Annotated in this window: 12 protein-coding genes and 13 tRNA genes; 1 reads left to right on the top strand and 24 read right to left on the bottom strand. The window is 40.6% G+C overall.

Annotated features, from left to right (window positions below; translation table 11 throughout):
- Positions 1 to 80 precede the first annotated feature (80 nt).
- The 18 genes from NAG76_12440 to NAG76_12355 form a co-directional block, all read right to left on the bottom strand.
- Positions 81 to 440, bottom strand: a complete 360-nt coding sequence (locus tag NAG76_12440) for a GIY-YIG nuclease family protein (protein URN92661.1) — start codon at positions 438 to 440, stop codon at positions 81 to 83.
- A 208-nt stretch (positions 441 to 648) separates the two neighbouring features.
- A tRNA-Leu gene (locus tag NAG76_12435) sits at positions 649 to 730 on the bottom strand.
- 7 nt (positions 731 to 737) lie between these two features.
- Positions 738 to 814 (bottom strand) — tRNA-Arg (locus NAG76_12430).
- Positions 815 to 833: 19 nt separating this feature from the next.
- A tRNA-Cys gene (locus NAG76_12425) sits at positions 834 to 907 on the bottom strand.
- A gap of 7 nt (positions 908 to 914) precedes the next feature.
- Positions 915 to 989 (bottom strand) — tRNA-Gly (locus tag NAG76_12420).
- A gap of 7 nt (positions 990 to 996) precedes the next feature.
- Positions 997 to 1070, bottom strand: a tRNA-Gln gene (locus NAG76_12415).
- Positions 1071 to 1102: 32 nt separating this feature from the next.
- Positions 1103 to 1178, bottom strand: a tRNA-His gene (locus tag NAG76_12410).
- A 24-nt stretch (positions 1179 to 1202) separates the two neighbouring features.
- Positions 1203 to 1276: transfer RNA gene (locus NAG76_12405), tRNA-Trp, on the bottom strand.
- A 3-nt stretch (positions 1277 to 1279) separates the two neighbouring features.
- Positions 1280 to 1364, bottom strand: a tRNA-Tyr gene (locus NAG76_12400).
- Positions 1365 to 1372: 8 nt separating this feature from the next.
- Positions 1373 to 1448 (bottom strand) — tRNA-Thr (locus tag NAG76_12395).
- A gap of 12 nt (positions 1449 to 1460) precedes the next feature.
- A tRNA-Phe gene (locus tag NAG76_12390) sits at positions 1461 to 1536 on the bottom strand.
- A gap of 15 nt (positions 1537 to 1551) precedes the next feature.
- A tRNA-Asp gene (locus tag NAG76_12385) sits at positions 1552 to 1628 on the bottom strand.
- Between the two features lie 31 nt (positions 1629 to 1659).
- A tRNA-Met gene (locus NAG76_12380) sits at positions 1660 to 1735 on the bottom strand.
- A 72-nt stretch (positions 1736 to 1807) separates the two neighbouring features.
- Positions 1808 to 1883 (bottom strand) — tRNA-Val (locus tag NAG76_12375).
- A gap of 282 nt (positions 1884 to 2165) precedes the next feature.
- Positions 2166 to 9443 carry a DUF5695 domain-containing protein gene (locus NAG76_12370; GenBank protein URN92660.1) on the bottom strand — a complete coding sequence of 2426 codons (7278 nt, stop codon included), beginning with the start codon at positions 9441 to 9443 and terminating at the stop codon, positions 2166 to 2168.
- A gap of 72 nt (positions 9444 to 9515) precedes the next feature.
- Entirely contained in the window at positions 9516 to 10385 is an 870-nt protein-coding gene (locus NAG76_12365) for a carbohydrate ABC transporter permease (protein ID URN92659.1), read from the bottom strand.
- Complete coding sequence (locus tag NAG76_12360; GenBank protein ID URN92658.1) at positions 10382 to 11305, bottom strand: sugar ABC transporter permease; 924 nt, start codon at positions 11303 to 11305, stop codon at positions 10382 to 10384. Before NAG76_12360 ends, NAG76_12365 begins: the two co-directional genes overlap by 4 nt.
- A 130-nt stretch (positions 11306 to 11435) precedes the next feature.
- Positions 11436 to 12833 (bottom strand): sugar ABC transporter substrate-binding protein, encoded by a 1398-nt coding sequence (locus tag NAG76_12355; GenBank protein ID URN92657.1) that lies wholly within the window; start codon positions 12831 to 12833, stop codon positions 11436 to 11438.
- A 482-nt stretch (positions 12834 to 13315) separates the two neighbouring features.
- Here NAG76_12355 and NAG76_12350 point away from each other — a divergent pair, with 482 nt between their 5' ends.
- Entirely contained in the window at positions 13316 to 14215 is a 900-nt protein-coding gene (locus NAG76_12350) for a helix-turn-helix transcriptional regulator (GenBank protein ID URN92656.1), read from the top strand.
- A 102-nt stretch (positions 14216 to 14317) separates the two neighbouring features.
- Here the strand turns inward: NAG76_12350 and NAG76_12345 are convergent, their stop codons facing one another.
- The 6 genes from NAG76_12345 to NAG76_12320 all read right to left on the bottom strand — a co-directional run bounded on the left by NAG76_12345 (position 14318) and on the right by NAG76_12320 (position 23637).
- Positions 14318 to 16747, bottom strand: coding sequence for a hypothetical protein (locus tag NAG76_12345; protein ID URN92655.1), 2430 nt, complete (start codon positions 16745 to 16747; stop codon positions 14318 to 14320).
- Positions 16748 to 16982: 235 nt separating this feature from the next.
- Positions 16983 to 18491, bottom strand: a complete 1509-nt coding sequence (locus NAG76_12340; protein URN92654.1) for an alpha-N-arabinofuranosidase — start codon at positions 18489 to 18491, stop codon at positions 16983 to 16985.
- A 212-nt stretch (positions 18492 to 18703) separates the two neighbouring features.
- Positions 18704 to 19741, bottom strand: coding sequence for a LacI family transcriptional regulator (locus tag NAG76_12335; GenBank protein URN92653.1), 1038 nt, complete (start codon positions 19739 to 19741; stop codon positions 18704 to 18706).
- Positions 19742 to 19874: 133 nt separating this feature from the next.
- The gene (locus NAG76_12330; GenBank protein URN92652.1) at positions 19875 to 21848 is read right to left on the bottom strand and encodes a glycoside hydrolase family 127 protein; all 1974 of its coding nucleotides are present in this window, start codon (positions 21846 to 21848) and stop codon (positions 19875 to 19877) included.
- Positions 21849 to 21879: 31 nt separating this feature from the next.
- Entirely contained in the window at positions 21880 to 22731 is an 852-nt protein-coding gene (locus NAG76_12325; GenBank protein ID URN92651.1) for a carbohydrate ABC transporter permease, read from the bottom strand.
- A 3-nt stretch (positions 22732 to 22734) separates the two neighbouring features.
- The gene (locus tag NAG76_12320) at positions 22735 to 23637 is read right to left on the bottom strand and encodes a sugar ABC transporter permease (protein ID URN92650.1); all 903 of its coding nucleotides are present in this window, start codon (positions 23635 to 23637) and stop codon (positions 22735 to 22737) included.
- Positions 23638 to 23668 lie beyond the last annotated feature (31 nt).

Genomic DNA, 23668 nt, shown 5'->3' with positions numbered 1-23668 from the left:
TAAATGAAACATATAGACAAATAAAAGAACCAACGGAGAACTTATCCACTGGTTCTAAACTTATTGTAATATATATTCAATTAATTCTTTTGGGGCTTATTGTACCCTTTGTCCTCAAAGGGCTGCAACTTCTGAAGCCAAGGCTTCAAGATTACTTTCAGTTCCCATCGCATATCAGTCACCTTGTCTGCTTCCTTCTGCTCCAACACCTCATACTCGAACGCATCGGATCCAAATTCTTTCCAATCCTTCTGCAACTGGGCATTTGCAAATCTTCCTGCATCCAGTTGCATCTGAAGGGTGAGCCATTTATTTTTTAAGTTGTTATAGCTATCGATATAGATTTTTCCGTTCTGTTTGTTTTTGATTTGTGCGACTCCCATATAAGTCTTGATCAGCTTATATTCCTCAAGCAACTCCTTGCGTTTGCTCATATCCATAATTAATTCTCCTTATCTTTAGTTATTTTGAATCATGATTAGTTTAATATATTTCAGTAATTTAGTAAATTACTAATTTACTAAATTACTGAAATCATTGGTTCATATTATCTTGGTTTTTATAAGAAGTCAACCCAGTAGTATCAATAATCAAAATAACAAAAAAAGCTCATCAGGATTTCTCCTAATGAGCTTTGAGTATTAAATGTGGTACCGGCGAGAGGACTCGAACCTCCACGGTTTCCCACTCGATTTTGAGTCGAGCGCGTCTGCCATTCCGCCACGCCGGCATATATATGGCGCGCCCTAAGAGATTCGAACTCCTGACCTTTTGATTCGTAGTCAAACGCTCTATCCAGCTGAGCTAAGGGCGCATCAGCTTAAATTGTAATATGGAGGCGCCACCCAGATTTGAACTGGGGATAAAGCTTTTGCAGAGCTTTGCCTTACCACTTGGCTATGGCGCCAACTTTATGGAGCGGAAGACGGGAATCGAACCCGCGACCCTCGCCTTGGCAAGGCGATGCTCTACCGCTGAGCCACTTCCGCATATAGATGGCTGGGGATACAGGATTCGAACCTGTGATGACGGAGTCAAAGTCCGTTGCCTTACCGCTTGGCTAATCCCCAACGATTAACCGAGTGTAATATTATTGAATAAATGGGGCGACCGATGGGACTTGAACCCACGAATGCCGGATCCACAAACCGGTGCGTTAACCCCTTCGCCACGACCGCCATATGTTATTCAAAAAGTTAATCTGGCAGGGGCAGCAGGAATTGAACCCACACCAAAGGTTTTGGAGACCTTTGTTCTACCTTTAAACTATGCCCCTATATGGTGGGGGATGATGGATTCGAACCACCGAACTCGAAGAGAGCAGATTTACAGTCTGCCGTGTTTAGCCACTTCACTAATCCCCCGTAAAACATGGTGCCGTCGAGAGGACTTGAACCCCCAACCTACTGATTACAAGTCAGTTGCTCTACCAGTTGAGCTACAACGGCGTATTATAAAAATGGTGGCTCAGGACGGAATCGAACCGCCGACACAAGGATTTTCAGTCCTTTGCTCTACCGACTGAGCTACTGAGCCTAATAGAAGAAGAAATGGCGGAGCTGACGAGATTCGAACTCGCGGTCTCCTGCGTGACAGGCAGGCATGTTAGGCCTCTACACCACAGCTCCGTATTAATAAAATTCTTCTATTTAGTAAATTTGGTTGCGGGGACAGGACTTGAACCTGTGACCTTCGGGTTATGAGCCCGACGAGCTGCCAACTGCTCCACCCCGCGTCATTGTTATGTAATCCCATAAAAGTAATAGAATTTTGTCCTTACTCTTCTTCGCTTTTTTGGAAATTATTATGGTGGAGGATGACGGGATCGAACCGCCGACCCTCTGCTTGTAAGGCAGATGCTCTCCCAGCTGAGCTAATCCTCCATGTGTATCTCTTCTCTTTGGCGTGACCATAATAATGTATCATGCCCAAATATATCATGTCAAGTATTCACTTCATAATCTTTGATTATTTATTACTATAAGGGTCTATTGTTCTAGCACGTCAGACGGCAGATAAGTCAACATAGCGACATTTCGCTATGTTCGAATCGACTGCAGTACTATAGAAAATGGTATGGAAAAACGCAACATCGCGTTTTCCATACCATTTTCATTTTAGAGACTTATTGAATAGCTCATTACATCTTTAGTTATATTTAATCTTCATTGCTGCAAATAAATATTGTACAGAACCTGTGCAGCTTCTGCTCTGGTTGTCGCACCGGTAGGACTCAGAATGTTATTGCCCTGTCCGTTTATAAAGCCCATCTTAATCATTGTAGCCATATCTTCCGATGCGTATTTTGCTAATTTTTCTGCATCGGTAAACTTGTTAAGGTCATCAGCAGTACCGATCTTTGATACTTTATTTGCTGCCTGCAATGCTCTTATCGTCATCACAGCCATGTCCTGCCTTGTAATTTCCGCTTCATAATTGAACTTTCCATTGTAGCCTACGGTTATTCCAAGTGCTTTGGCAATTCCTATTTCGTCATAATACTTGTTGGTTACCAACACATCACTGAAGTTTGTGTTAAATTCGGCTGTAAGTCCCAATGTCCTTACAAGCCATGCCAGATATTCACTTCTTGTAATCTGGTTGTCAGGACTGAAGCTTGTATCCGTTGTTCCATCTATAAAGCCCTTAGATGCCATAGTTTCAACTGCTGTTTCGTACCATGAATTCTTTGTTACGTCACTGAAACTTTTCTTGGTGTAAGCAACTGCATATTTACCAACATAAGTCGTTGTAAATACGATAGCTTTTTCAGCAGCGTCGTATTTAGCATTGTTTATCTGAATATGCTTGCCGTGTTCATCAATATACCAAACAACAAGATATTCAGAGTTTGCCAGTTCTTCAGAAGTAGGCGTATATGGTATCTTTATCTCCATCGGTGTTTTCAAGCTGTTCCCCGCTACTGCCGTTCCTTCTATTTTGACACCCAATTCTATTACAGGTCTGTTACCTATCACACCTACTAGATTAGGATCAAGCTTTGAAGTGTCTGCCATACTAATAGTCAGTTCAACACTTTTCTCACCAGTTTCTACAGCTTTTAGCATATTTGCAGGTACAACCATTGTTCCGAATTCCGTAACAATTTCCACCTTCATATTTGCTTGGTTCGATGTTAATACAAGTTGCGGAAGTTCAACAGAATAGGCACTTGCTCCCTCTGTTTGCGGTATTTCCACCCTTATAGTCTGTACACCGTCGCTGTTTTCTTTTGCATTTTTCAAAGCTTTATTGATGTCTTCCTGACTGATTGGCACTGTGGCTATACCAGTCTTTTTATCCACCTTTGGTTGTACAACCTTAATCGTATCTCCTTCAACTTTGTTGGTCACGGGATCTGGTGTCTGTGGCAACGTTGGTGGATTGGTCGGGCCTACATCCGAATTGCCTATGATGACCGTCAGAGAATCACTCGCTTTGTGAGTTGCAGTTTCCTTATATCTCACATAATAGGTTCCGATATCAAGATTTACAATCTCTACGCCTGTGATAGCCATCCAAACGTCGGAATCAGCTCCTTGTTTCTGGTATTCCATCGTGGACACTACGCCTGTTATCTTTCCATCCATAGCGCCGATCACACTAACATTCACACCTCTGACTTCTGCATTCGACGGCGGATTTTGCTCCTGCTTTGCTCCATCAGGTATTACAACTACGATGGCTGAGCTTGGATTCTCCGTGCCTGTCTCTGCGTATCTAATTTCATAGCTACCTGCTTTCAAATTTTCGATACTATTTCCGCTGATCGGCGTGTAGGCACCACCATCTACCTTGCGGTATTCCATCTCAACAGTTACATTTTCAATCTTCCCATCGTTTCCACCCGCTATTGTAGGTGGCGTAATGACTAGATCATCCGCATTTGGTGCATCCCTATCGTCCTTAGCTTCATTAAGAATCACCACGGTTACTGACTGACTTGCATTTAACAATTCTGTCGCTGCATAGCGAATTTGATAGCTACCTGGCTCCAGATTTTCTATGCTTGTGTCGCTTACAGGCGAATAACTTACCTCGCCTAGCTGTCGATATTCCATAGTATTGTTTAAGCCTTCTATCTTCCCTTTTGAATTGGTCTCCGAATTAGCGTTTGTAATCGTCCATCCGCTTTTATCTGGAGCTGCCTGATCTTGCTTCTGCCATTCTGGAATCACAACTTCCTTATCAGGGCTGGCATTCAGGGAATCAGTTTTCATATACCGGACAAAATATTTGCCAGCAGTAAGGTTTGTAACCTCTACTCCTGTAATTGCAGAATATTGTTCCGCACCTTCCTTCTTATACTCCATGAACGCTGTTACACCAATGAGCTTTCCGTCATTTCCAATACTAGTTGTCGGTGCAACTCCTGTCGGTGTTGTCGGTGCCGTCTGATCCTGTTTGATCATCGGTTGGATAACTTCCCATTCCCATAAGCCAACGCCCTCACCATTATTTGCTTTCTTTGTCATCGTAACTCGTAGCGCTTTAACTTCCAGAACCGGGTCAATTCCATATATATTTGAGGAACCCACTGGCGTAGCTGAAGCTATAATGCCTGTAGAAATGGTATCTAACGTTACCCATGCATTCGTACTGCTATCCTTCGGGATATAAGAATACACCAACTTTGTAGGCGCTGATATACCGCCTCCATCAGTCCACAACATCAAATTTGAGCTTTGGATTGTTGCACCTTGCGGCCAATCATATTGCACCCATTCCGAAGAGCCTGCATTGCCCCAGGTACCCCAATGAGGGTTGGTTGAAGCATTTTTCAGCCCGTCATTTAATGCGGGAAGACTCTCCCAAGTCGAAGTGAAACTTGCTGAGACAATTGCTGAAAACGCCGCATTATTATTGAGAGGAGTGAGCAACTGCATATCTGTCAGCAGCTTTTCAATCACCTGTGCAACTTCCTCTTCTGTAGCATCCTTGTTTGCTATCATAGCGGAAGCAGCCATCTTCGCATCAGCAATCGGTGTAAGACCTTGTCCAGTAAAATTGGCAGCTTTTAATGAATTTGCAAAATTATAAATTTTTGCTAGCTCCGTCTTGTCTGTCCCTGTCCCCCCTGTATATCCATTAACCTTCCATTCTAGAATACCGCTTCCCACGGTAACAGGTTTCATATCAATACGAGCACCTGTTATATAGGCAGGCTCAAAAGTAGTTGTGTTGTATTTATTCAATTCATTCCCAAGTCCGTTTATCGCTCTTGGTGTGTACCATTTTCCATTCTCATCACGAAGCTGGAGCTTCATATCAGTGGGTTGGAAACTTCCACCGCCATCTCTGAAGACATATACATCCATCGAAGTGGCTAAGAAGGCTTCACTCCATTCATACTTGATCCATGCAGGGCCACCCTGATCTCCTTGCCAGTTATGCCAAGCGCCGTGGCTGGTATCACTCGATCTAATCGGATCGAATCCATCATTTAAACCTTTTACCCCACCTAGGTCATTAACGGTATTGATAATGGCAGAAGGTGTTGCAGTCAGTGCGTTGTTCAATGGTTGTGATTTCACGACATATACAGTGACATTTACCTTAAATTCACTGTCCGTGATATTCCCCTGGACTACGAATACCCCATCATTCGCATATTGAGCTGGATCAACCGCATCCCATACAATCTCACTCTTCACATATCCATCATCAGTCAGAACATCTACCTGACTAGGAAGTGTCGGGACTGTGCCCTTTTGCGTCACAACGCTGATAGCCCGGTATGAGCCATCCGTATCTTCATCGATATCAATCGTTATATCCTTGCTTGCTGTCTTGTCTTCATCAGCCGCTGTAAAGGTGAACACATAAGTGCCGGCCTTACTAATACGGGTGACTGCATTTACTTTGTCGCTATTAATAATCGTAATATCCCCAGAGCCAGTCGGTTGTTGCTTGACAGTCCAACTATAAGTCAATTCGGGATCAAATACCACGCTGTATATTGGATCCGGAGTTGCTGTGCCGGATAACATAAGAATACTATTATTCGAGTCATCCCTAACTACAGTCAAATCGCCAATGACTGGCGGCTGTTTTTCTGGCGGTGCAGCTAACACAAAGGTCAGTTCGTTAGAACCAGTCAAATGCCCATCATTCGCAATGAGTTTGACCGTATATGAGCCTCCTTTAGTACCGACTGCTTTTGTAGTAGTTGACTTAGGATTAGTAATGCTCAGACTACCACCTTCCGGAGTGCTCACAACTTCCCATTGGTAGGTCAACGCGCCATTCGGTGCACCGTCGTCGGTCACAATTCCGTCTATCATAAATGGAAGCATTGCCTGTGGGTTTTCCGTTGCCACCTCTGCAGTAACCTGCGGGGCTTGGTTTTCACCCGTATCTAACTTCTCAATAGTCAATTCAGCAGTTAACGCATTGCTCATTTGGAACATAGCAACACCTTTATTGTTCTGCGCATAGAACTGTCCTGCATCTACACCATCTAACTTAATTGTATAATAACCATTTTCTACTCCCGCTCCATCAAAAGTAATCCTTGAAGCGTGCTCACTTTTAGCTAGATTCGAGATTTGTAGCGTAAATGCGCTGCCGTCTTTTTGAATCTGTGCGCGTTCAATTTTATCGCTTTGCGAGACTAGGTAAATTTTTTCATCGATTAAGTTGATACGCTTACCAAAACCGTCCTTTGGTGTAATATGGTAAACACCACTTTCATCAGTGACCAAAGCTCCATACCCGAAAAGCCCAAATACCGGATCGGTGACAATATCAGAACTGATACGCAATAGCGAGCCATAGAGCCCTTCCTCTGATTCGCCAGAAAAGTCTTGCCAGCCGTTGTTCATAACTCGCGTACCACCATCGTATACGTCTTTTGTACCAGTTCCTCCCTTTTGAGCATTGTATCTCCAAGCGATACCTCCTATGGACTGTGCTGATATTTGTCCCATATTGACTGCGTTAAAGTTTGAAATTTTCGCTGCATAGTTTCGCTGCTGTGCGATAGCAGCCTGGTCCGGTGTTCTATCGCTGCCATCGTAACGGAGCCAGTCATCCATAATAGATCCTGCCAAGGAAGCCGTATATTGGAAGTTCCACCAGCCTTCGCCGGCACGGAATACCGGTACGGAATAAAAGTACCAGGTAGGCTGAATACCCCGCATAGCACGAGTCTTCAAGTCATCCATTTCCATACTTTTCAAGGCAGCGCTTGCCTTTGGATCCTCAGGATAGTATGTGCGCATCGCCTTGGCTGCGGCATAGGCGCCTTCTTCTCCTGTATTGTCATATTCAAATTCTGATCCATAAGGATACGAGGCGTTGGTCACACTCGTTGCTTTGTCTTTGGCAAACTTCTTTTTCAGATTTTCATACTCAGTCAGCATTCCCTCTTCTTTCAGTGCCTCAATCATATCCGGAATTTGCTGTTCACCGTAGAATCCAGTTGGTCCAGTATCGACTCGGTTATAGTATATGCCATAGGCTTTTTCCAAATAGTATTGCGGAGATTCGCGATACTCTATCAGATTGGGATATGCTTTTTGGACCCGATACATGTTGAAATAACCAGTTGCCTCCATCGCTTCAGAAAAAGTCCGTACATAAGGTTTTTCTGAATTTGTGTAAATACCTGAATCTTTAAGGTAGTTCGCAACCATAAAAGTCTTCTGCGTATTTTTCATGTAATTATTCCACATGAAGTCGATCAGGTAGTTTTCAATTGAGCGAATTTCATCAGGATCTGGATCAAGATAATTCTTCATCGCCATGAAGTTGATGTTATCGTGGCTCCAATCATCTCCCCAATGACTAGTGACCATGTCAATTCCGGTTGTAAGATAATGGTCACGGTAGATGCCAAAGGTAGGACTACTCGGGTCCTTATCTTGTGTCACGTCCACCATAAATTCGGAGTGGGCTTGCACCGTTTCGTCAAGTTCAGTCAGAACATTGAATTCAAATTGGGTAAATTTGTCCATCATCTCGCTACCGTTGTCTAGCTCATATTCCACTCGAACGCTGTTATTTCCGATATTGTCAAAAGTAAGCGAATAGATATGATACTGTTCACCATTTATGATTTTGGTTTCTACAAACTGTACGGATTCTGAATAACCCGGATTTCCACCAGGAAGTCCGCGACCGCCACGGGTATTGTTGACCATTTTCTCTCTGGTCTGGCCGGACTTGATAACTGGGATATGTGTTGCATCAAAAGGATCATTCTCGTGAACCGATTGAATGTCTATCGTTTTTACATTAATTTTGCTATCATCATAGTGCAGAGCCAGCTTGGTAGGCATATTGATCGCAGTCTGAAAACCGGGAAGTGCTACTGCATCAATCATGCCTGATTTATATAGGATAGAGCGAAGGTTTGCCTCACGATCTTCCATAGAATTAGAAGCATTATTTGGACTTGCAGCATTCATTTGCGGATCATTGTCGCCTGCACGTACCGCTGAAAATTTAAATTGATACGTTTTCTCCTCTTCTGGCCCCAAAATCAGGCTTGAGGCATCGCTAAAATATCCACGTCCGGTCTTCTGTATATCCTTGGAGTGGATATATAGAACATTTAGCCCCGGAAACCAACCGCCGCTGTCACCAACCCAGTTTGAGTAAGTACTTCCATTACGCAGTTCACCCGTATCACCCAACCAATAATCAACATATTCGATACGTGCGCCGCTTTCCGGCACCGGGGTGAACATCATGAAGTTTCCTTCACCGCTCGTCCGGATGGCATAAGAATAACCGCTGTCAGCACCAGCAAAGTTATGTACAGTAAGACGGTTGTCATACGTATCTGATACATTTAAATATTTGTTATTCCATGGCATCGGCAAGCCGACATCACCGAATTCAATAAATTTGCTACTTTTGTTTTTCAAGGTAATTTCCCATAGCATCGAACCATCTTCCGTGTCCATATCAAACACAGAATTCACGTCAAAACCTTTCATCGCTCTCTGAGTTGTGGAGTCCAGATCCTGTCCGATAAAGTTGACCTCTACTTTGTTGCCGTCCATTGAAGTCGTTTTCTCAATATAAGGGTTATTAGGATTGATATTAGAATAGGTAGTTGAACCTCCAGCAGCCAATGTTTTATTGGTATCAACTTCTACAAAACCATCCCTGTTGTCAGGAAATTGTTCATTGTCACCGGTACGGTAAGAAAAAATCATTTCGCCCATCCACTGATGTTGGACATTGTTTTGCGGCGACGTATTGTTAGGTAGAACAAAATTGATAGGATTACCTTTTTTGTTTGTAGGATTATTATTGATATACAGCTCTTCAATCTGTCCTAAATCACCAATCTTGGCAGAAAGACTGGCATTAGAGATATCATCATTGGCCGCAGCTGCCACAGACGCTATACCAATCCCTAGTGGAAGCGTTTGAACAAGCAACAATGGTGCAATTATCAGTGGAATCAATTTCTTTGTAATCGTTTTCATAATAACCTCCTGTTTACACATTCGTAAGTTTATTATTATAAATCAATTAAATACTCTCCTCTGACGACTAAACTAATTTTTTAATCCGGTCAGAGTAATTCCTTCTACAAAATACCTTTGACCAATTAAGTAAAAGATAACTCCTGGAGCAAAAGATAAGCATGTTGCTGCCATTGTCAGCGACCAGTCACTTTTTAATTGACCTCTGAAGTTCGTTAATCCAAGTGCAATTGTATATTTATCGCTCGAGTTAATGTAAATCATCTGCTGGAGCAGATCATTCCATAATCCAATGAAAATAAACAATGCTACTACGATCATCGCTGGACGAATTGCTGGCATGATAATACTGAACAAAATGCGGAAGTATCCAGCCCCATCGATCGTTGCTGCTTGGTCAAGTTCTCTCGGAATGGACATAATAAACTGGCGAATCAAAAAGATATTAAATGCGCCCCCTCCGCAAAAATACGGTAGAATTAATGGCCAATAGCTATCATTGAATCCAAGGCCTCGTGTCCAACCGATATACAGCGGTATAAGCGTTACCATAGCAGGTAAAAGCATTGAACCTACGCAAAGTGCCCAGATAAAATTTTTACCCCGAAAACGTAATCTTGCAAAGGCATATCCACATAAAGAAGCCGTAAATGTTCCTGCCAAACAGGAGGGAACGATAATCAACATCGTGTTCCATAGGTATTTCCAAAATTTGAATATCTCTAGCGTTTTCTCATAATTTGAAAACAACCAATTTTCCGGTATAAGAGATGGCGGATATCTGTAAATCTCAGCGTTACTCATGAGAGACGTGCGAAAAATCCACCAGATAGGGAACAATGCTAGAATTGCAAAAATAACGACGGCGACAAATGTTATGATGTTCATTGTTATGTTTTTGCGTTTCTGGCTTCTTAATCTGCCGTATACGACTACACTCATTTGTCGTCGCCTCCTTCATTGTAAATCCATAGATTGGATGTCTTAAACAACACAACAGCAAAGACCGCTAGAATAGCAAAAATGATTACAGTAGTTGCACTAGCATAACCTATCTTATAATTGACAAATGCTTGATCATACATCAGATAAGTCAAGAATCTAGTAGAATTACCTGGGCCACCATTTGTTAATGCAAGTGCCGGCGTAACAACTTGAAGGTTCGCAATTAAGCTCAATAATAAGTTGTAGAAAATGATTGGTGTCATGCACGGCAAGGTGATATGACGGAAGCGTTGCCATCCGTTGGCACCATCCATTTCGGCCGCTTCATGGTATACACTCGGAACGTTCTGAAGTCCAGCCAAAAAGATAACGATCAAGTTTCCCGCCAGCCAAACAGAAATCAATGAAAGAGAAGGAACGACATAGCTGGAATCTGCTATAAAGAGAATTTTTTTCAAGCCCATTTCCGAGAGAAGATAGTTAAAAAACCCAAAATTCCCTTCGTAGAGCCATGACCATCCTACGTAGATCGCTACGGATGGTAAAACATAAGGAACATAAAATACAGCTCTGAAAAAACCTCTCGCGGGAATTTTACGATTCAGTAGCATCGCAATAAATAGCGAATATATCATGCTTCCGACTACGGATAAAATAGCAAAATAGATCGTTGCGATAATAGAGTCTTTAATATAAGGATCGGTAGTAAATATTTTAATATAATTATCTAAGCCTACGAACTCGGGACTTTTCAACCCAGTCCAATTCGTCAAACTGATTCCTAACACCCCTAAAAGAGGTAAATACGTCAGTAAGAATAATCCTAAAAATGCAGGAATCAAACAAATATAAGCAACGCGTGCCTCACTGGAATAAATACGGGAACGGCGCTTCTGTGGCTTATTAATGGTTTCCATATTTCGCTCCCCACCTCATTTGTAAAGAATGACCGTTACTTCACAATAACGGTCATCCCTCAAACTTTTCTTGTGTTTATTGATAGCTTCTTAGTAACGAAAAGTTACATCAGAAGCTTAAACCTATCTTTTATTTGTTGCCTTTGTTAGCAGCTTTCAAAGCATCAAGATTTTTGGTGATAGCGTCCTTAGCGGTAGTTTTTCCTGTCCATACATCCCCCAAAATTGATCCGAGCAAAGTGTTAAAGTCCGTAGTATTATTCGTAAAGAACCACGAAGCAGGTCTCGCGGCAGAGGACTGTGCGTAGTCGACTACTGCTGACTTGTATTCGTCATATGGAGGGAAGTTTGGATTTTCGACCCATTTTCGTGTAAGTTCCTCATCCTTATACCACTTATCTAGAGTCGGCATCCAAATACCAGATGAGATAAGTGCCCAATTGTTTTCTTCGGAATTGTACCATTTTAGCCACTCCATCGCCTCTTCCGGATGCTTAGTTTGAGAGAATACGACGTTGGCTCCACCTGTATTGAGGGTGACTTTATCCTTCATATAAGGCAATACGGCTACGCCATAGTTCAACCCTTCTTCTTTTGCAGTATTCAAGCTAGTTCCTATGTTCCATTGACCGTTCGTTGCCATAGCGACAGTGCCTGCAATGATCGTTCGCTGAATACCGTCATCAGTCTGTCCTACGGACAACGGGGCAACATGATCTTTCAAGTATAGATCAGCGACTTTCTGAATTGCCTCGATGCTACCTTCTTCCCCTACCCTAACCTCTGTACCTTCCTCATTGTAGAAACCTCCGCCATTACTTACTGCCCATGTTTCCAGCTGCCATGGAAGGTTTTCAATAGAAGCACCAAATTGAACGATACTCTGTGAATCAAAGCCATCCTCACCAGGATGTTTACCGTTTTTGTCGATCGTCAGTTTCTTTGCAGTTGCTACGAATTCGTCCCATGTCCATGCTTGATCAAGTGAAGATGGAGGATAAGGTACGTTAGCTTTATCGAACATGTCTTTGTTATAATAGAGCAACAGAATTTCATTGGCTGCAGCATATGCTACGGTGTTGCCTTCATATTTGTAGGCTAAGCTGTCTAGTGGCTTGCTATCGCTTCCCTCGTACATAGCGCTTACATCATTCAACATACCTTCAGACGACCATTGAATGACACCGCCCTCCTGCATCATCCCTGTATCTGGCAATTGACCTGCTGTTGCAAGTGTATTTAATTTTGTCATATAGTTCTCCCAAGGAATCGCTTGCACTTCCACTTCGATTCTATCTTGAGAAGCATTAAACTTGTCGGCAACTGTCTGTGTCGTATTTCCTTCTTCAGCACTACCCCACATCGAATAAATAATTTTCACCTTTTCCGTTTTGGAAGAAGACGTTTCAGATGGTTTTACAGTTTCTTCTGGCGATACTGTGTTCCCCCCGTTGTTTCCACATCCAACAGCAATCATTAACAATGTAGCTAAAATAAGGCCTACCCCAATTTTCTTTCCTTTTTTCATTGACCCCGATCTCCCTTCATAATTCGCTTTAGTTTGTAACCAATCTTAAAGCATGTAGTAAAAATTATTTGGTTTGACTCCTCCCTTTTAGGGCATTCAAGTGTCAAGTTAATCGTTTAGCTTCTGGCCCAAGTATATTGGATTATTAATACTCACTTAAAACTAAGTGGAAACGCTTACTTAATTGTATCACTTCTATTTTACATTGAAAAACTAAAATCCCAACCTATATTTGTGTAATTTCAACCTATATTTTTATGTTTGAATGTTATATTGAAATATGTTATTTTGATACCAAAGTCTCTTATTCATCCTGAGGTTACATAATTTCACAAATAAAGAACTGAGTTTAGTGAAACGTTTAGATATTATTGCTATCTTATGTTTTTTCACCATTCGACATTTTAACTTTAGTACTATCGAAAACGATCTCTACCCAAATTGAATGTGCGACTATTACAGCGCAAAGTGAGGAGATAATAATGTCTGATTTAATCATGCACTTTGTAACTCCACCTATTCCTTATTTTATTGACAGTGGGAAACATACTTTCTTGCCGGGAGAGCGACATGTAAGCCGTTATTCTATTAATGTATTTGATATTATTATCATCACGAAAGGAAAGTTGTTCATAGGAGAAAACGATAATGAGTGGATTTTACACAAAAATGAAGCCATTATATTAAGACCCGATGCACATCATTATGGTACTACCCCATGTGAAGAAGAGACGGAAATAACATGGATCCATTTTCAAACATTTGGAGCATGGGATGAAATGAAGAGCATCGACGAGTGCTACGAAAACCAAATTACTTTATTTGAAAAACATAAACAGCAAGCTTATCTCAACCATTGTGAAGTAAGCTCAATCTTTATCCCCAAGAAATTAAAGCTGTCGAGCAAATCCATGAATGATCTTACCGAATTTTATTCCTTGGATAATGATCCGCGTTCACTTCGCAATTGGAAGAAGCAAACTGCTTTTCAGACTTTTATGCAAAATATAAACTATGAGTCAGCGATTTCAATCAATTCAACAGCAATTCAGCTTGCTGAAAAAATTGAGTTGTTTATTCGTCAAAACTATACCTCAAAGATCACGAATTCCGTACTAAAGGCCGAATTTAACTATCATCCCAACTACTTAGCCAAATGCATGTTAAAAGTCTATCTTGTGACCCCAATGGATTACTTACTGCAATATCGGATCGAACAAGCAAAAAAACTACTCATTCAAACAGATTGGTCGATTGCTCGTATAGCTGATGAATTAGGATTTAGCACTCCTGCATATTTCTCCTCGGTCTTCACCAATAAACAAGGTATTTCTCCAGCAAACTTTCGAAAGAGAGAATTTCGAAAGCCTGAACTACGCTAGAAAAAAACGAAAGTTGGCAATTGAACTGCCCCGTAAAAGTTAGACATCCAACTAACTTTTACGGGGGTGTTTTTATACTAGATAACTGTTTTTAGATATTAATTACTGTATTTTCAATACTGAACTTTCAAATTTGCCATTTATAAAACATACACTTTTGACGTTTTCTCCAGGTTTCGCCTTGAATGTGATTCCTCTTTCCAACATTACATATCTGGTTGGATATGCAGCATAACTAGTAATCTCCCAACCCTTTTCGATTGGCTCTATAAAACCATTTACACATCTTAGATTCCCTACGTCATCTGTATACAGATATGTTGTTGAACCAAAACCAAGCATATAAGCAACGAGCTCTTCTCCCATATCCCAATCGTCACCTTCGATATTAGAAAAGAGACTGCTAAATAATGGGTCGCTTGATTTCTTAAAAATAGATTGTCCGAATCTGTTTCTAGAAAGTTCGGGCATATTTAAATTTGGAGCAGCGATACTATAGGTAGAAGCTGCCTCACCTCGCTTTAGTTTGCGAGTTGTCGACTGGACATTCCAATCATAACAATTAAACATAGTCATTGTTGCTCGATAACCGGCTTCTATTAACCGTGTGTCTCCAATTGCTTCATAGGAGGATCGTGCAGCACCGGCTACTAATCCCCCCCATAACGAATGTGTCATAAAAGATAATGCTTCCCACCAACGATCCGGCGCATTAGCTCTATAATCATTACTAAATCCTATATTCGCAATAAGTAGCGGAGCATACAATTTTGCCTCATCCGTTAACTTAGCGAGGCTTAATGCTTCACAAGTAAGTCCAAATCCGGCATTATCATAAAAATGTTCCGTTATAGCTCCCTGGTACCCTTGTGAACCTTGTTTTAACCCTTTTACGAAATCTAGCCAAAGCTTATTAAGCTTATCGTACCAATAAACGGATTCATTCTTTTTAAGATCCTCTAACAAGTCACTAATATAAAGAATAAATACACCTACAAGCTGGGATTCTTCTTTCTCACGTTTATTTCGATGGCAATTTGGATCCAACCTCATGCACATCACTTGAGCGGCCCAAGATAAATAGACTTGTGGATCGTTAAAATTCAAATAAGTTTTATCAAATTTAGACAATAAATAATATACGTGTCCAATATAATCAAAATCATAAATACGGTAAAAAGAACCATATAGCGGTTTGGGGGTCATAAAATCTCCATCTTCAAACCAATGCTGTTTTATATCAAGAACCGCAGATGTTTCAACTTTATTAATTTGTGTCGGCACTGGTGTCGATAGAAGATTTTTCATCAAGATAAATGATAATTTACCAAGCGATTCTCCTTGATTCGATAATGGTAAAAATGCGTATGGGCGAGCTTCTTGCGTAGTATTAAAACTATTGTCACATAACCATGTGGCTCTTTCCTCGAGTATATGATGAATGGGCTCAAGAACATTACCAACTAATACATCGCATTTTCCGTTATTTAGTTTAGCTACTAGCTTAATTTCCCCAGCTGTTCTCAGAGGTAAGACAGCACGTAAACGTTTAGATTTTTCATCAGAAACAATCTTAAATTCATTTGAAATATCGGTTTCCTTAACAGTACCCATCTTATCTATTACACTTGAAATTTTAACTGAATGCAAAGTATCTTTTTCTGGCAAATTCACTTCAGCAAAAAATTTCCCTTCAGTAGTAGTAACGGGCGAATATGTCCAATGTGGATGTCCATACTTTTGCGCCTTTTTATAAAACTCTTCTTGTTCTTTAAATGATGTGAAAACAAATGACCATTCTCTTTCATCCGAAGGTTCAAGGATAATAGAAGAGTACCCTCCGCCGTAGATCCAATCACTGTCTGCTGACTGCTCCATCGATCTTCCATCCTCAACAAATGATAATCGATGGTAAAGCATTCCATCCAATGATGGCGAGACCTGTTCCAAAAAACGGTTTACATAACTGCAATACGTACCAAAGGCTGCAACTGGCTCTCCAGTACTGTATATGGCAAGATGAGGAGCCTCATTGTTTCTACGCATAGCAGCAAATTTGGCAAAGTCCCCTCCCACATGAGGGAATACCGCACATGAATGATTCATGTTCCTCAATACATCAGTATCACGAAACATGATGTACGCTAGAGAAAACCAGCTATGAAATCCGGTTACCGTTAAAGGATAATTAGTCAGATTTGAACAACGAATGTTCCATGTCCATTCACCACTAATATTTAGATGATATTCATATCTAACATTAAATTTATCATGTAAAAAAGTAACAATAGCTACATTTTCATCCGCAACTTCAATTTGTGTTTGCAGATTTACACTCTCAATTACTTCATCATCAATAATAGCACTCCACTGTCCAAATCGTTTATCCTGATCAGAGTACCCCGCTTCCCTTACATACTGTAAATCAATTACCCAGTTCATCTTTTCAGGATCGTCTGTCAATATTAAGGATTCAACAGTGCCTTCTGGTGATAAGTATATTTCAAAAGCATCATTTCGCAGCAGTTTCAAGCTCTCACTCCTTTATCATAATTTAAACGTTTAACTAAGAATTTAGACTATTAAAGTGTATGAAAAAAAGAGACTGTCTGATAAGAGTAAACAGTCACTTCTCTCAACATCATTTATTTTGACACGATCACATACTCCTGATGGTTGTGCCGTCTGCTTTTTAATATTGTCTTTTCATTGGTGCACTATAGGTAGTCTTTGATATTTCACAATTCGTTTAATAAATGACTCCAATTTATGAATATACTTTTAAGCGAATGACATTCCATGAAGCTGCTGTTAAGCTTGCTGCAATACTTCGATCTTCAACTCGTGCATTACCTCCAGCATGCGGCGTTACAGCTTGCATCTTGGCTGTATTAACTGCCTTTAGATCATCATGCTCCAGCACTAGATGCTCGATCAGAGCTACCACCCCAAAGCTCCGCAAATCCATTTGCAGCAATAATTTGTCAGTTAAACTGCGATTTACAGCAAATATTGTAATTTCATTATTAGTTTCATTATGAACAGCAATCGCCTCTAAGTAAGGAACATCAGTAATTTCTTTCGTGTCGTATTTAGGCGACTGAATAAGCGGAATCAGTGCATTGCCTCTTCCATACAAGGAGGCATGCATAAACGGATAGAATATCGTTTGAGTCCATGCAGCTCCTCCTGTTTCAGTCATAATAGGAGCTATGACGTTAACAAGTTGAGCCAAGCAAGCCATGCCTACACGATCTGAATGCTTCAGCAGACTAATAATCATGCAACCAACAACAAGTGCATCCTCCATTGTATAAATATCCTCCAGCTGTGCTGGCGCAGTTTGCCACGGTTGAATCTGCTTATCCGAATTTAAGGTGTGAAACCATACATTCCATTCGTCAAATGAAAGCTTCATTGTTTTTTTGCTTCGTTTTTTTGCCTTCACATAATCGCAAATTGCAGTAACACTATCAATAAACTGATCCATTTGCAAGGAGCGTGCAAGGAATGTAGCGGTATCCTGCTCTGCATTTCCATAGTATTGATGAAGCGATAAGTAATCAACATGCTCATAGGTATGATCTAAAACGGTTGCTTCCCATTGTGCAAATGTAGGCATCCCAAGGAATGAGCTACCGCAGGCAACTAATTCAATATCAGGATCTACCAAGCGCATCGCCTTGGCAGCTTCACTAGCAACCCTACCATATTCATCGGCAGTTTTTTGTCCGATTTGCCACGGCCCATCCATTTCATTACCCAAACACCATGTTTTAATGCGATGAGGCTGCTCATAACCATGCTTAATACGAAGATCGCTCCAATAACTACCTCCAGGGTGATTCGCATATTCGATAATTTGTCTTGCGTCCTCTACCCCTTGCGTTCCAAGATTAATCGCCCACATCACTTCTGATCCCGCTGCTTTAGCCCACATAGCAAACTCATTCATACCAAATAAATTCGGCTCAACTGTGCGCCAAGCCAGATCCAACCTTTGCGGTCGCTCACTTACAGGTCCAACCCCATCCTTCCAGTCATAACCTGATACAAAGTTTCCTCCAGGATATCTAATAATTGGCACATTCAGCTTTCTAATTAGTTCTAAAACATCGTGACGAACTCCATTGGCATCAGCTGTCGGATGGCCGGGCTCAAATATTCCGCCATAAACCGCTCTTCCTAGATGCTCAATAAAAGAACCGTAAATTCGATCATCAATTTTACTAATTACAAAATCTTTATCAACGATCATTTTTGCTGCCAATACCATAATGTCTCTCTCCTTTTATAAGTTATCTGCTATGAAAAACATTCTCTTTATGAAGGAACAGTATTGTAATAGATCTATTGTCTAAACGTTTAGATAATAGCTATTGTAAATTAATTAATATATTTTCTATCCACTCTTTTGTAAACAAATGAAAAGCGTTCTATTGCGCCGCAGCTATGTAGAACGCTTTTCTGCTAAATATTACTTCAAGGTTAAGGCATTAGAAAGGCAACAGAGTCTCTTTCAATTAGTGTACAGGTTGGACTGCTTTCACACTCCACTGCCTCTTCTTTAACGATAGATATGATGGCCTCCATCGCACTATAACCCATCTGATGCAATGGCAAATCCATTGTAGTAATTCGCGGACTAACATAATCGCTAAACTCCCGATTGTCAAAACCAATAATAGAGATATCTTTGGGGATTGCGACTCCCGCTTCATACAAAGCTCTCATGGCTCCTATTACCATGATATCGTTCATAATTAATATTGCAGTCGGTCGCTGTGGCAGTTGCAGCAACTCTTTCGTCATTTGGTAACCAGATTCTAGTCCCCAATCTCCAACCTTGATCAACTGTGGATCAAAAGGCAACTGAAATTCAGTAACAGCACGATAGTAACCGTTAAATCTAAGTCTTGATGGTAAGGAATCCATTAATCCACTAATAATAGCAATTCGCTGATGTCTATGCTCCATTAGATATTTTGTCGCATCATAGGAAGCCTGCTCATCGTTATATTGAATAGAAATATCCGATTCTGTGTAACAGTATGTATACACAATCGGTTTTCCTTTTGTGTCTATGAGCCCCGTTACATCACGCGGATGCACACCAATATATATAATGCCTTCAACTTGTTTGGCCAGCAAATTCGATACAGCATTTGACGCATATTTCTTATATGCATCAACATCTCCGAAATTATGGCCAACTCGCTTATGCAACCTTAAATTCGTCAACAGAATATGCATATCGTGCCGATCAGCATACTCATTGATACCATCAATAATTTCTGGCACATTGAAAACTGTTACGTCTTCAGCAATTACACCAATTATGTTGGTACGTTGAGATTTCAAACTTTTAGCGACGTCATTGGGAGTATAATTCAACTCTTCAATTATCTTTAATACACGTTCTTTTGTTTTTGGACTGACATTTCTCGTACCATTTATTACATATGAGACCGTTGCAGTAGAAACATTGGCTTTCTCGGCTATGTCCTTAATTCCGATTCTAGACACATTAAACACATCCTAATATAAACGTTTAGATTTTAAGTTGTTTATAGCATACTTCTCTATTAATGTGCAAGTGATCTCTTTAAGAATTCGAGCCTGCTGACGGTCTAAATGTCAATTAGAATAGTCTCGTATCTTATCGTTCTTTTACCCACACTGTCATTTCCCCTTGCCCGCGATTCGCCCATGCAAAGTAAGGAATGAATGTTAACTTTGTGATTTGTTCATTCCAGCCAACCTCTTTCTCATCATAGTACAATGCTTCGTCCTGCCAATCACCTGGAACCAGTCTTTTGCCATCCGCACAAATAACTGTAATACCTCCCAACAGCCCAGAGTCAAAGCTGGCTTGCAGTTCACTTTCACGAGGAAGAAGTAGCTGGTAAAGCTCTGAACTATTGTCCGCTTCCTCCAAGCAATATATGAATGGGCCCCGCTGCAAAGCTGTCTTGGCAGCGGTATGACGAATTGATGGATGCCCTTTCATGCGGCGTATTGGCATGTCAAAAACAAGTTCAAGTATATCGCCCGTCTGCCATGAACGCTCTAGCAGCAAATAGCCCTTCTCCTGCTTAAGCTGTCGTTCAGTCAAAAGCTTACCGTTTAACGAAACCGTTGCCTTTCCGCTCCATTCAGGGACACGCAATGCTAAAGTAAAAGTAACTGAGCGCTCTAACGAAAGTTCAAAGCGTACTTTACCATTCCATGTATATTGAGAGTGCTGCTCAATAGAGATCTTCTGTCCTTCAAACTCGATAGCAGCTTTTCCTCCAATATAAAGATGTGTATAGATGGTTTGATCTTTTCGGGTATAAATATATTGTCCTAGCGACGCAAGAAGCCGTGCAATATTAGGTGGACAGCAAGCACACCCAAACCATCCTTGCCTCACCGGCTTTACGTGGTCATAATTATGATTTTTACCGTAAATATTCGGCTCTACTTCTAGCGGATTTACATAGAAGAAGCTTTTCCCATCTCGCGCCATCCCACTTACAACCGTATTGTAAAGCGCTTTTTCCAGTACATCGGCATATTTGCTATCAGCTTCAAGCTGTAGCATGCGATGAGCAAAGAAAATTAGTCCAATTGATGCACATGTTTCGGCATATGCTGTATCATTCGGCAAATCGAAATCAGCCGTAAAAGACTCCCCTTGCTCCATCGAGCCAATAGCACCTGTAATGTACATCCGCTTATGCACAATGTTATTCCATAGCTTGCGGCATGCAGCCAGCAGATCTTCATCATGATTTTCTGCTGCCAAATCAGCCATCGCCGCTAGCATATACACTAAACGAACAGCATGCCCTTCCGCAGTCTCTTGCTCCCGCACAGGGAGATGAGCTTGGCTGTAGGACAAATCATGTGCCATAGCTAGATTTGAAAAATGAATCCGACCCCCATGCTTTTTAAACTCAGCATCATAGAAATGAGGTTTTGCTCCACGCTGATCAATAAAATATTGACTGAGGTTTAAATACTTTTTATTTTTAGTAGTACGATACAGTTTTACAAGTGCCAGTTCAATTTCCTGATGCCCGTCATATCCAGCAAGTTTACCCGGCTCATTGCCGAACACAGTCTCGATATAATCAGCCAATTTGCAAACAACATCCAATATCTTTCTTTTCCCTGTTGCTTCATAATAGGCAACTGCCGCTTCAATCATATGCCCTGCACAGTAAAGCTCATGGCATTCTGCCAAATTAGTAAAGCGATGATTAGGTTCTTTTAATGTAAAGTAAGTGTTTAAGTAACCATCCGGTCTCTGTGCTTTGGCAATAATATCGATCATGTCGTCCGCAATTTTCTCTAGTTCTTGATCAGGCTTTGTTTGTAGCAAATATCCTGCCGCTTCCAGCCACTTCGCCACATCGCTGTCCTGAAATACCATGCCTCCGAACTCACCTTGCTCAAGTCCCGCGGCAATCTTAAAATTTTGTACCGCATAACTTGGCTCTGCTTCCGGAATTCTATCATTAAGTGCCTCCCATTGGTAGGGAACAACAACTTCTCTTACAAGATTAATATATTCAGACCAAAACTCATCCTCAATGATAACTTCTTTAAGTGGCAGTATATGAGATGAATCTTTGTTTGTATGCATGATTTTTCACACCTATCTCTCCTATTTTAAGCTATCCCTTTACACCGCCAACTGTAAGACCTTCGATAAAAAATCGTTGAAACATTAAAAATAACACTAGTATTGGCAGTATACTTAATACTGCACCTGACAACAGCACCTCATAATTGTTGCCAACTGGAGATAACAAAGAAGCAAGACCGATTGGAAGCGTAAAGTTTTCTGTTGAGCGTAATACAATTACAGGCCATAAGAAATTGTTCCAACTAAACATTGCTTGTAAAATCGTCATTGCCCCAAAAGCAGGTACGAGCATCGGAATCATAATTCTAAAAAAGATCCCCATTTCACTACAACCGTCTATTCTACCAGCATCCATAAAATCTTTAGGGATACCTGATGCGAATTGCCTGAAAAAGAAAATCGGTAAAGGAGCAACTACAAATGGTAAAATAACTCCCCAAATGCTGTTAATAATTGAAAGATCAATAGATAGTCGATACAATGGCAGCAATATAATTTCTACAGGAATCATCATGACAGCGAGCACAAGAGTAAAAATAAGATTTCGACCTTTGAAATTGTACATCGCTAGTCCGTAACCGACCATCGAGGATAAAAATAAACATAGCACCGTAAATAAAGAAGTGATGAAAATCGAGTTTTTATACCACGAAAAATAATGCGCTGATCCACCTTTTCCAGCAAAGATTGCTTTGTAATTCGCAAGCGTCATTACATCAAAATCAAGCCGCACATTAAGACCATAACGAAATAGCTCGGAGGAAGGCTTTATCGATGCTAAAAACAGTGCATACAATGGAAAAAGTGCCATTACCGCCAAGATGATAAAAAATAGTAACAGAAAAACTGCTGAGAAGTTCCATCTTTGTTTTTCAGCCATGATCTAGTCCTCCTTTCCGAACAAGCCCATAAATTTCAATTGAATCATACTGACACCAAGTGTAATTACGAGTAACACTAAACCAATAGCTGAACCAAATCCTAAATCAAAATATTGAAATCCCTGTTGATAAATATAACCAACCATCGTTAAACCAATATCTTGCGGTGATCCTCTGCTCCCCCAAAGCATATAGCTTTCTGTGAACATCGCAAATCCGCCATATATTGTAATCGTTAACACATATATCGTAATCGGTTTTAGCAGCGGAACTGTAATTTTGTAAAACTTACTGAACAAGCCTGCTCCATCAATATCAGCTGCCTCATATAGCTCCTTTGGAATGTTTTGCAGCGCGGATAAAAAGTACAATATATTAATTCCAATCCAGCGCCATGTTGCAATAACAACAAGAGCAAACATACTCAACCCAGGATAATAAAGCCACTTTTGACTATCAAATCCTAGCCATTGAATAAAGGTATTCATTAATGCACCGTCAAGCTCACTGAATACTAGTTTGAATATAATTCCCGCAACAGCAACAGATGTCAGTGCCGGCAAAAATAATGCCGAGCGAAACATATTTTTTAGTCGCATCATTTTTGAATTTAAGAAAACAGCCAAAATTAATGGAATAGGAATTAACACAATAACCGTATAGATCGTATATCTAAAATTGTTGTATAAAGCTTTGTAGAAACTTGGATTGTTCAACTTTTTGAAATTATCTAAGCCGATAAATGTAACCTGATCTGGTAAAACAGACTGGAAACTCATTAAAATCGCTTGGAACAGCGGATAAGAGAAAAAGATAATAAATGATAAAATAAATGGTGCAACAAAAATATATGGTGCTATTAGCTGCGAATTACCAATTCTAAATCGTGATTTTTTCTGATGCAAAGTATCCTTCCCTCCTCCACTCTGTCTATTT

This window comes from Candidatus Pristimantibacillus lignocellulolyticus (assembly GCA_023639215.1).
In the GTDB taxonomy this organism is placed as follows: domain Bacteria; phylum Bacillota; class Bacilli; order Paenibacillales; family Paenibacillaceae; genus Pristimantibacillus; species Pristimantibacillus lignocellulolyticus.
Note: the sequence above shows the minus strand (reverse complement) of the source record. Positions and strands in the feature narration are given on the sequence as shown.

Excerpts from the sequence above, each read along its gene's own strand:
- NAG76_12330 (URN92652.1), bottom strand. The coding sequence starts at position 21,848 with ATGCATACAAACAAAGATTCATCTCATATACTGCCACTTAAAGAAGTT.
- NAG76_12355 (URN92657.1), bottom strand. The coding sequence starts at position 12,833 with ATGAAAAAAGGAAAGAAAATTGGGGTAGGCCTTATTTTAGCTACATTG.
- NAG76_12350 (URN92656.1), top strand. The coding sequence starts at position 13,316 with ATGTCTGATTTAATCATGCACTTTGTAACTCCACCTATTCCTTATTTT.
- NAG76_12340 (URN92654.1), bottom strand. The coding sequence starts at position 18,491 with ATGGTATTGGCAGCAAAAATGATCGTTGATAAAGATTTTGTAATTAGT.
- NAG76_12360 (URN92658.1), bottom strand. The coding sequence starts at position 11,305 with ATGGAAACCATTAATAAGCCACAGAAGCGCCGTTCCCGTATTTATTCC.
- NAG76_12370 (URN92660.1), bottom strand. The coding sequence starts at position 9,443 with ATGAAAACGATTACAAAGAAATTGATTCCACTGATAATTGCACCATTG.
- NAG76_12440 (URN92661.1), bottom strand. The coding sequence starts at position 440 with ATGGATATGAGCAAACGCAAGGAGTTGCTTGAGGAATATAAGCTGATC.
- NAG76_12325 (URN92651.1), bottom strand. The coding sequence starts at position 22,731 with ATGGCTGAAAAACAAAGATGGAACTTCTCAGCAGTTTTTCTGTTACTA.
- NAG76_12365 (URN92659.1), bottom strand. The coding sequence starts at position 10,385 with ATGAGTGTAGTCGTATACGGCAGATTAAGAAGCCAGAAACGCAAAAAC.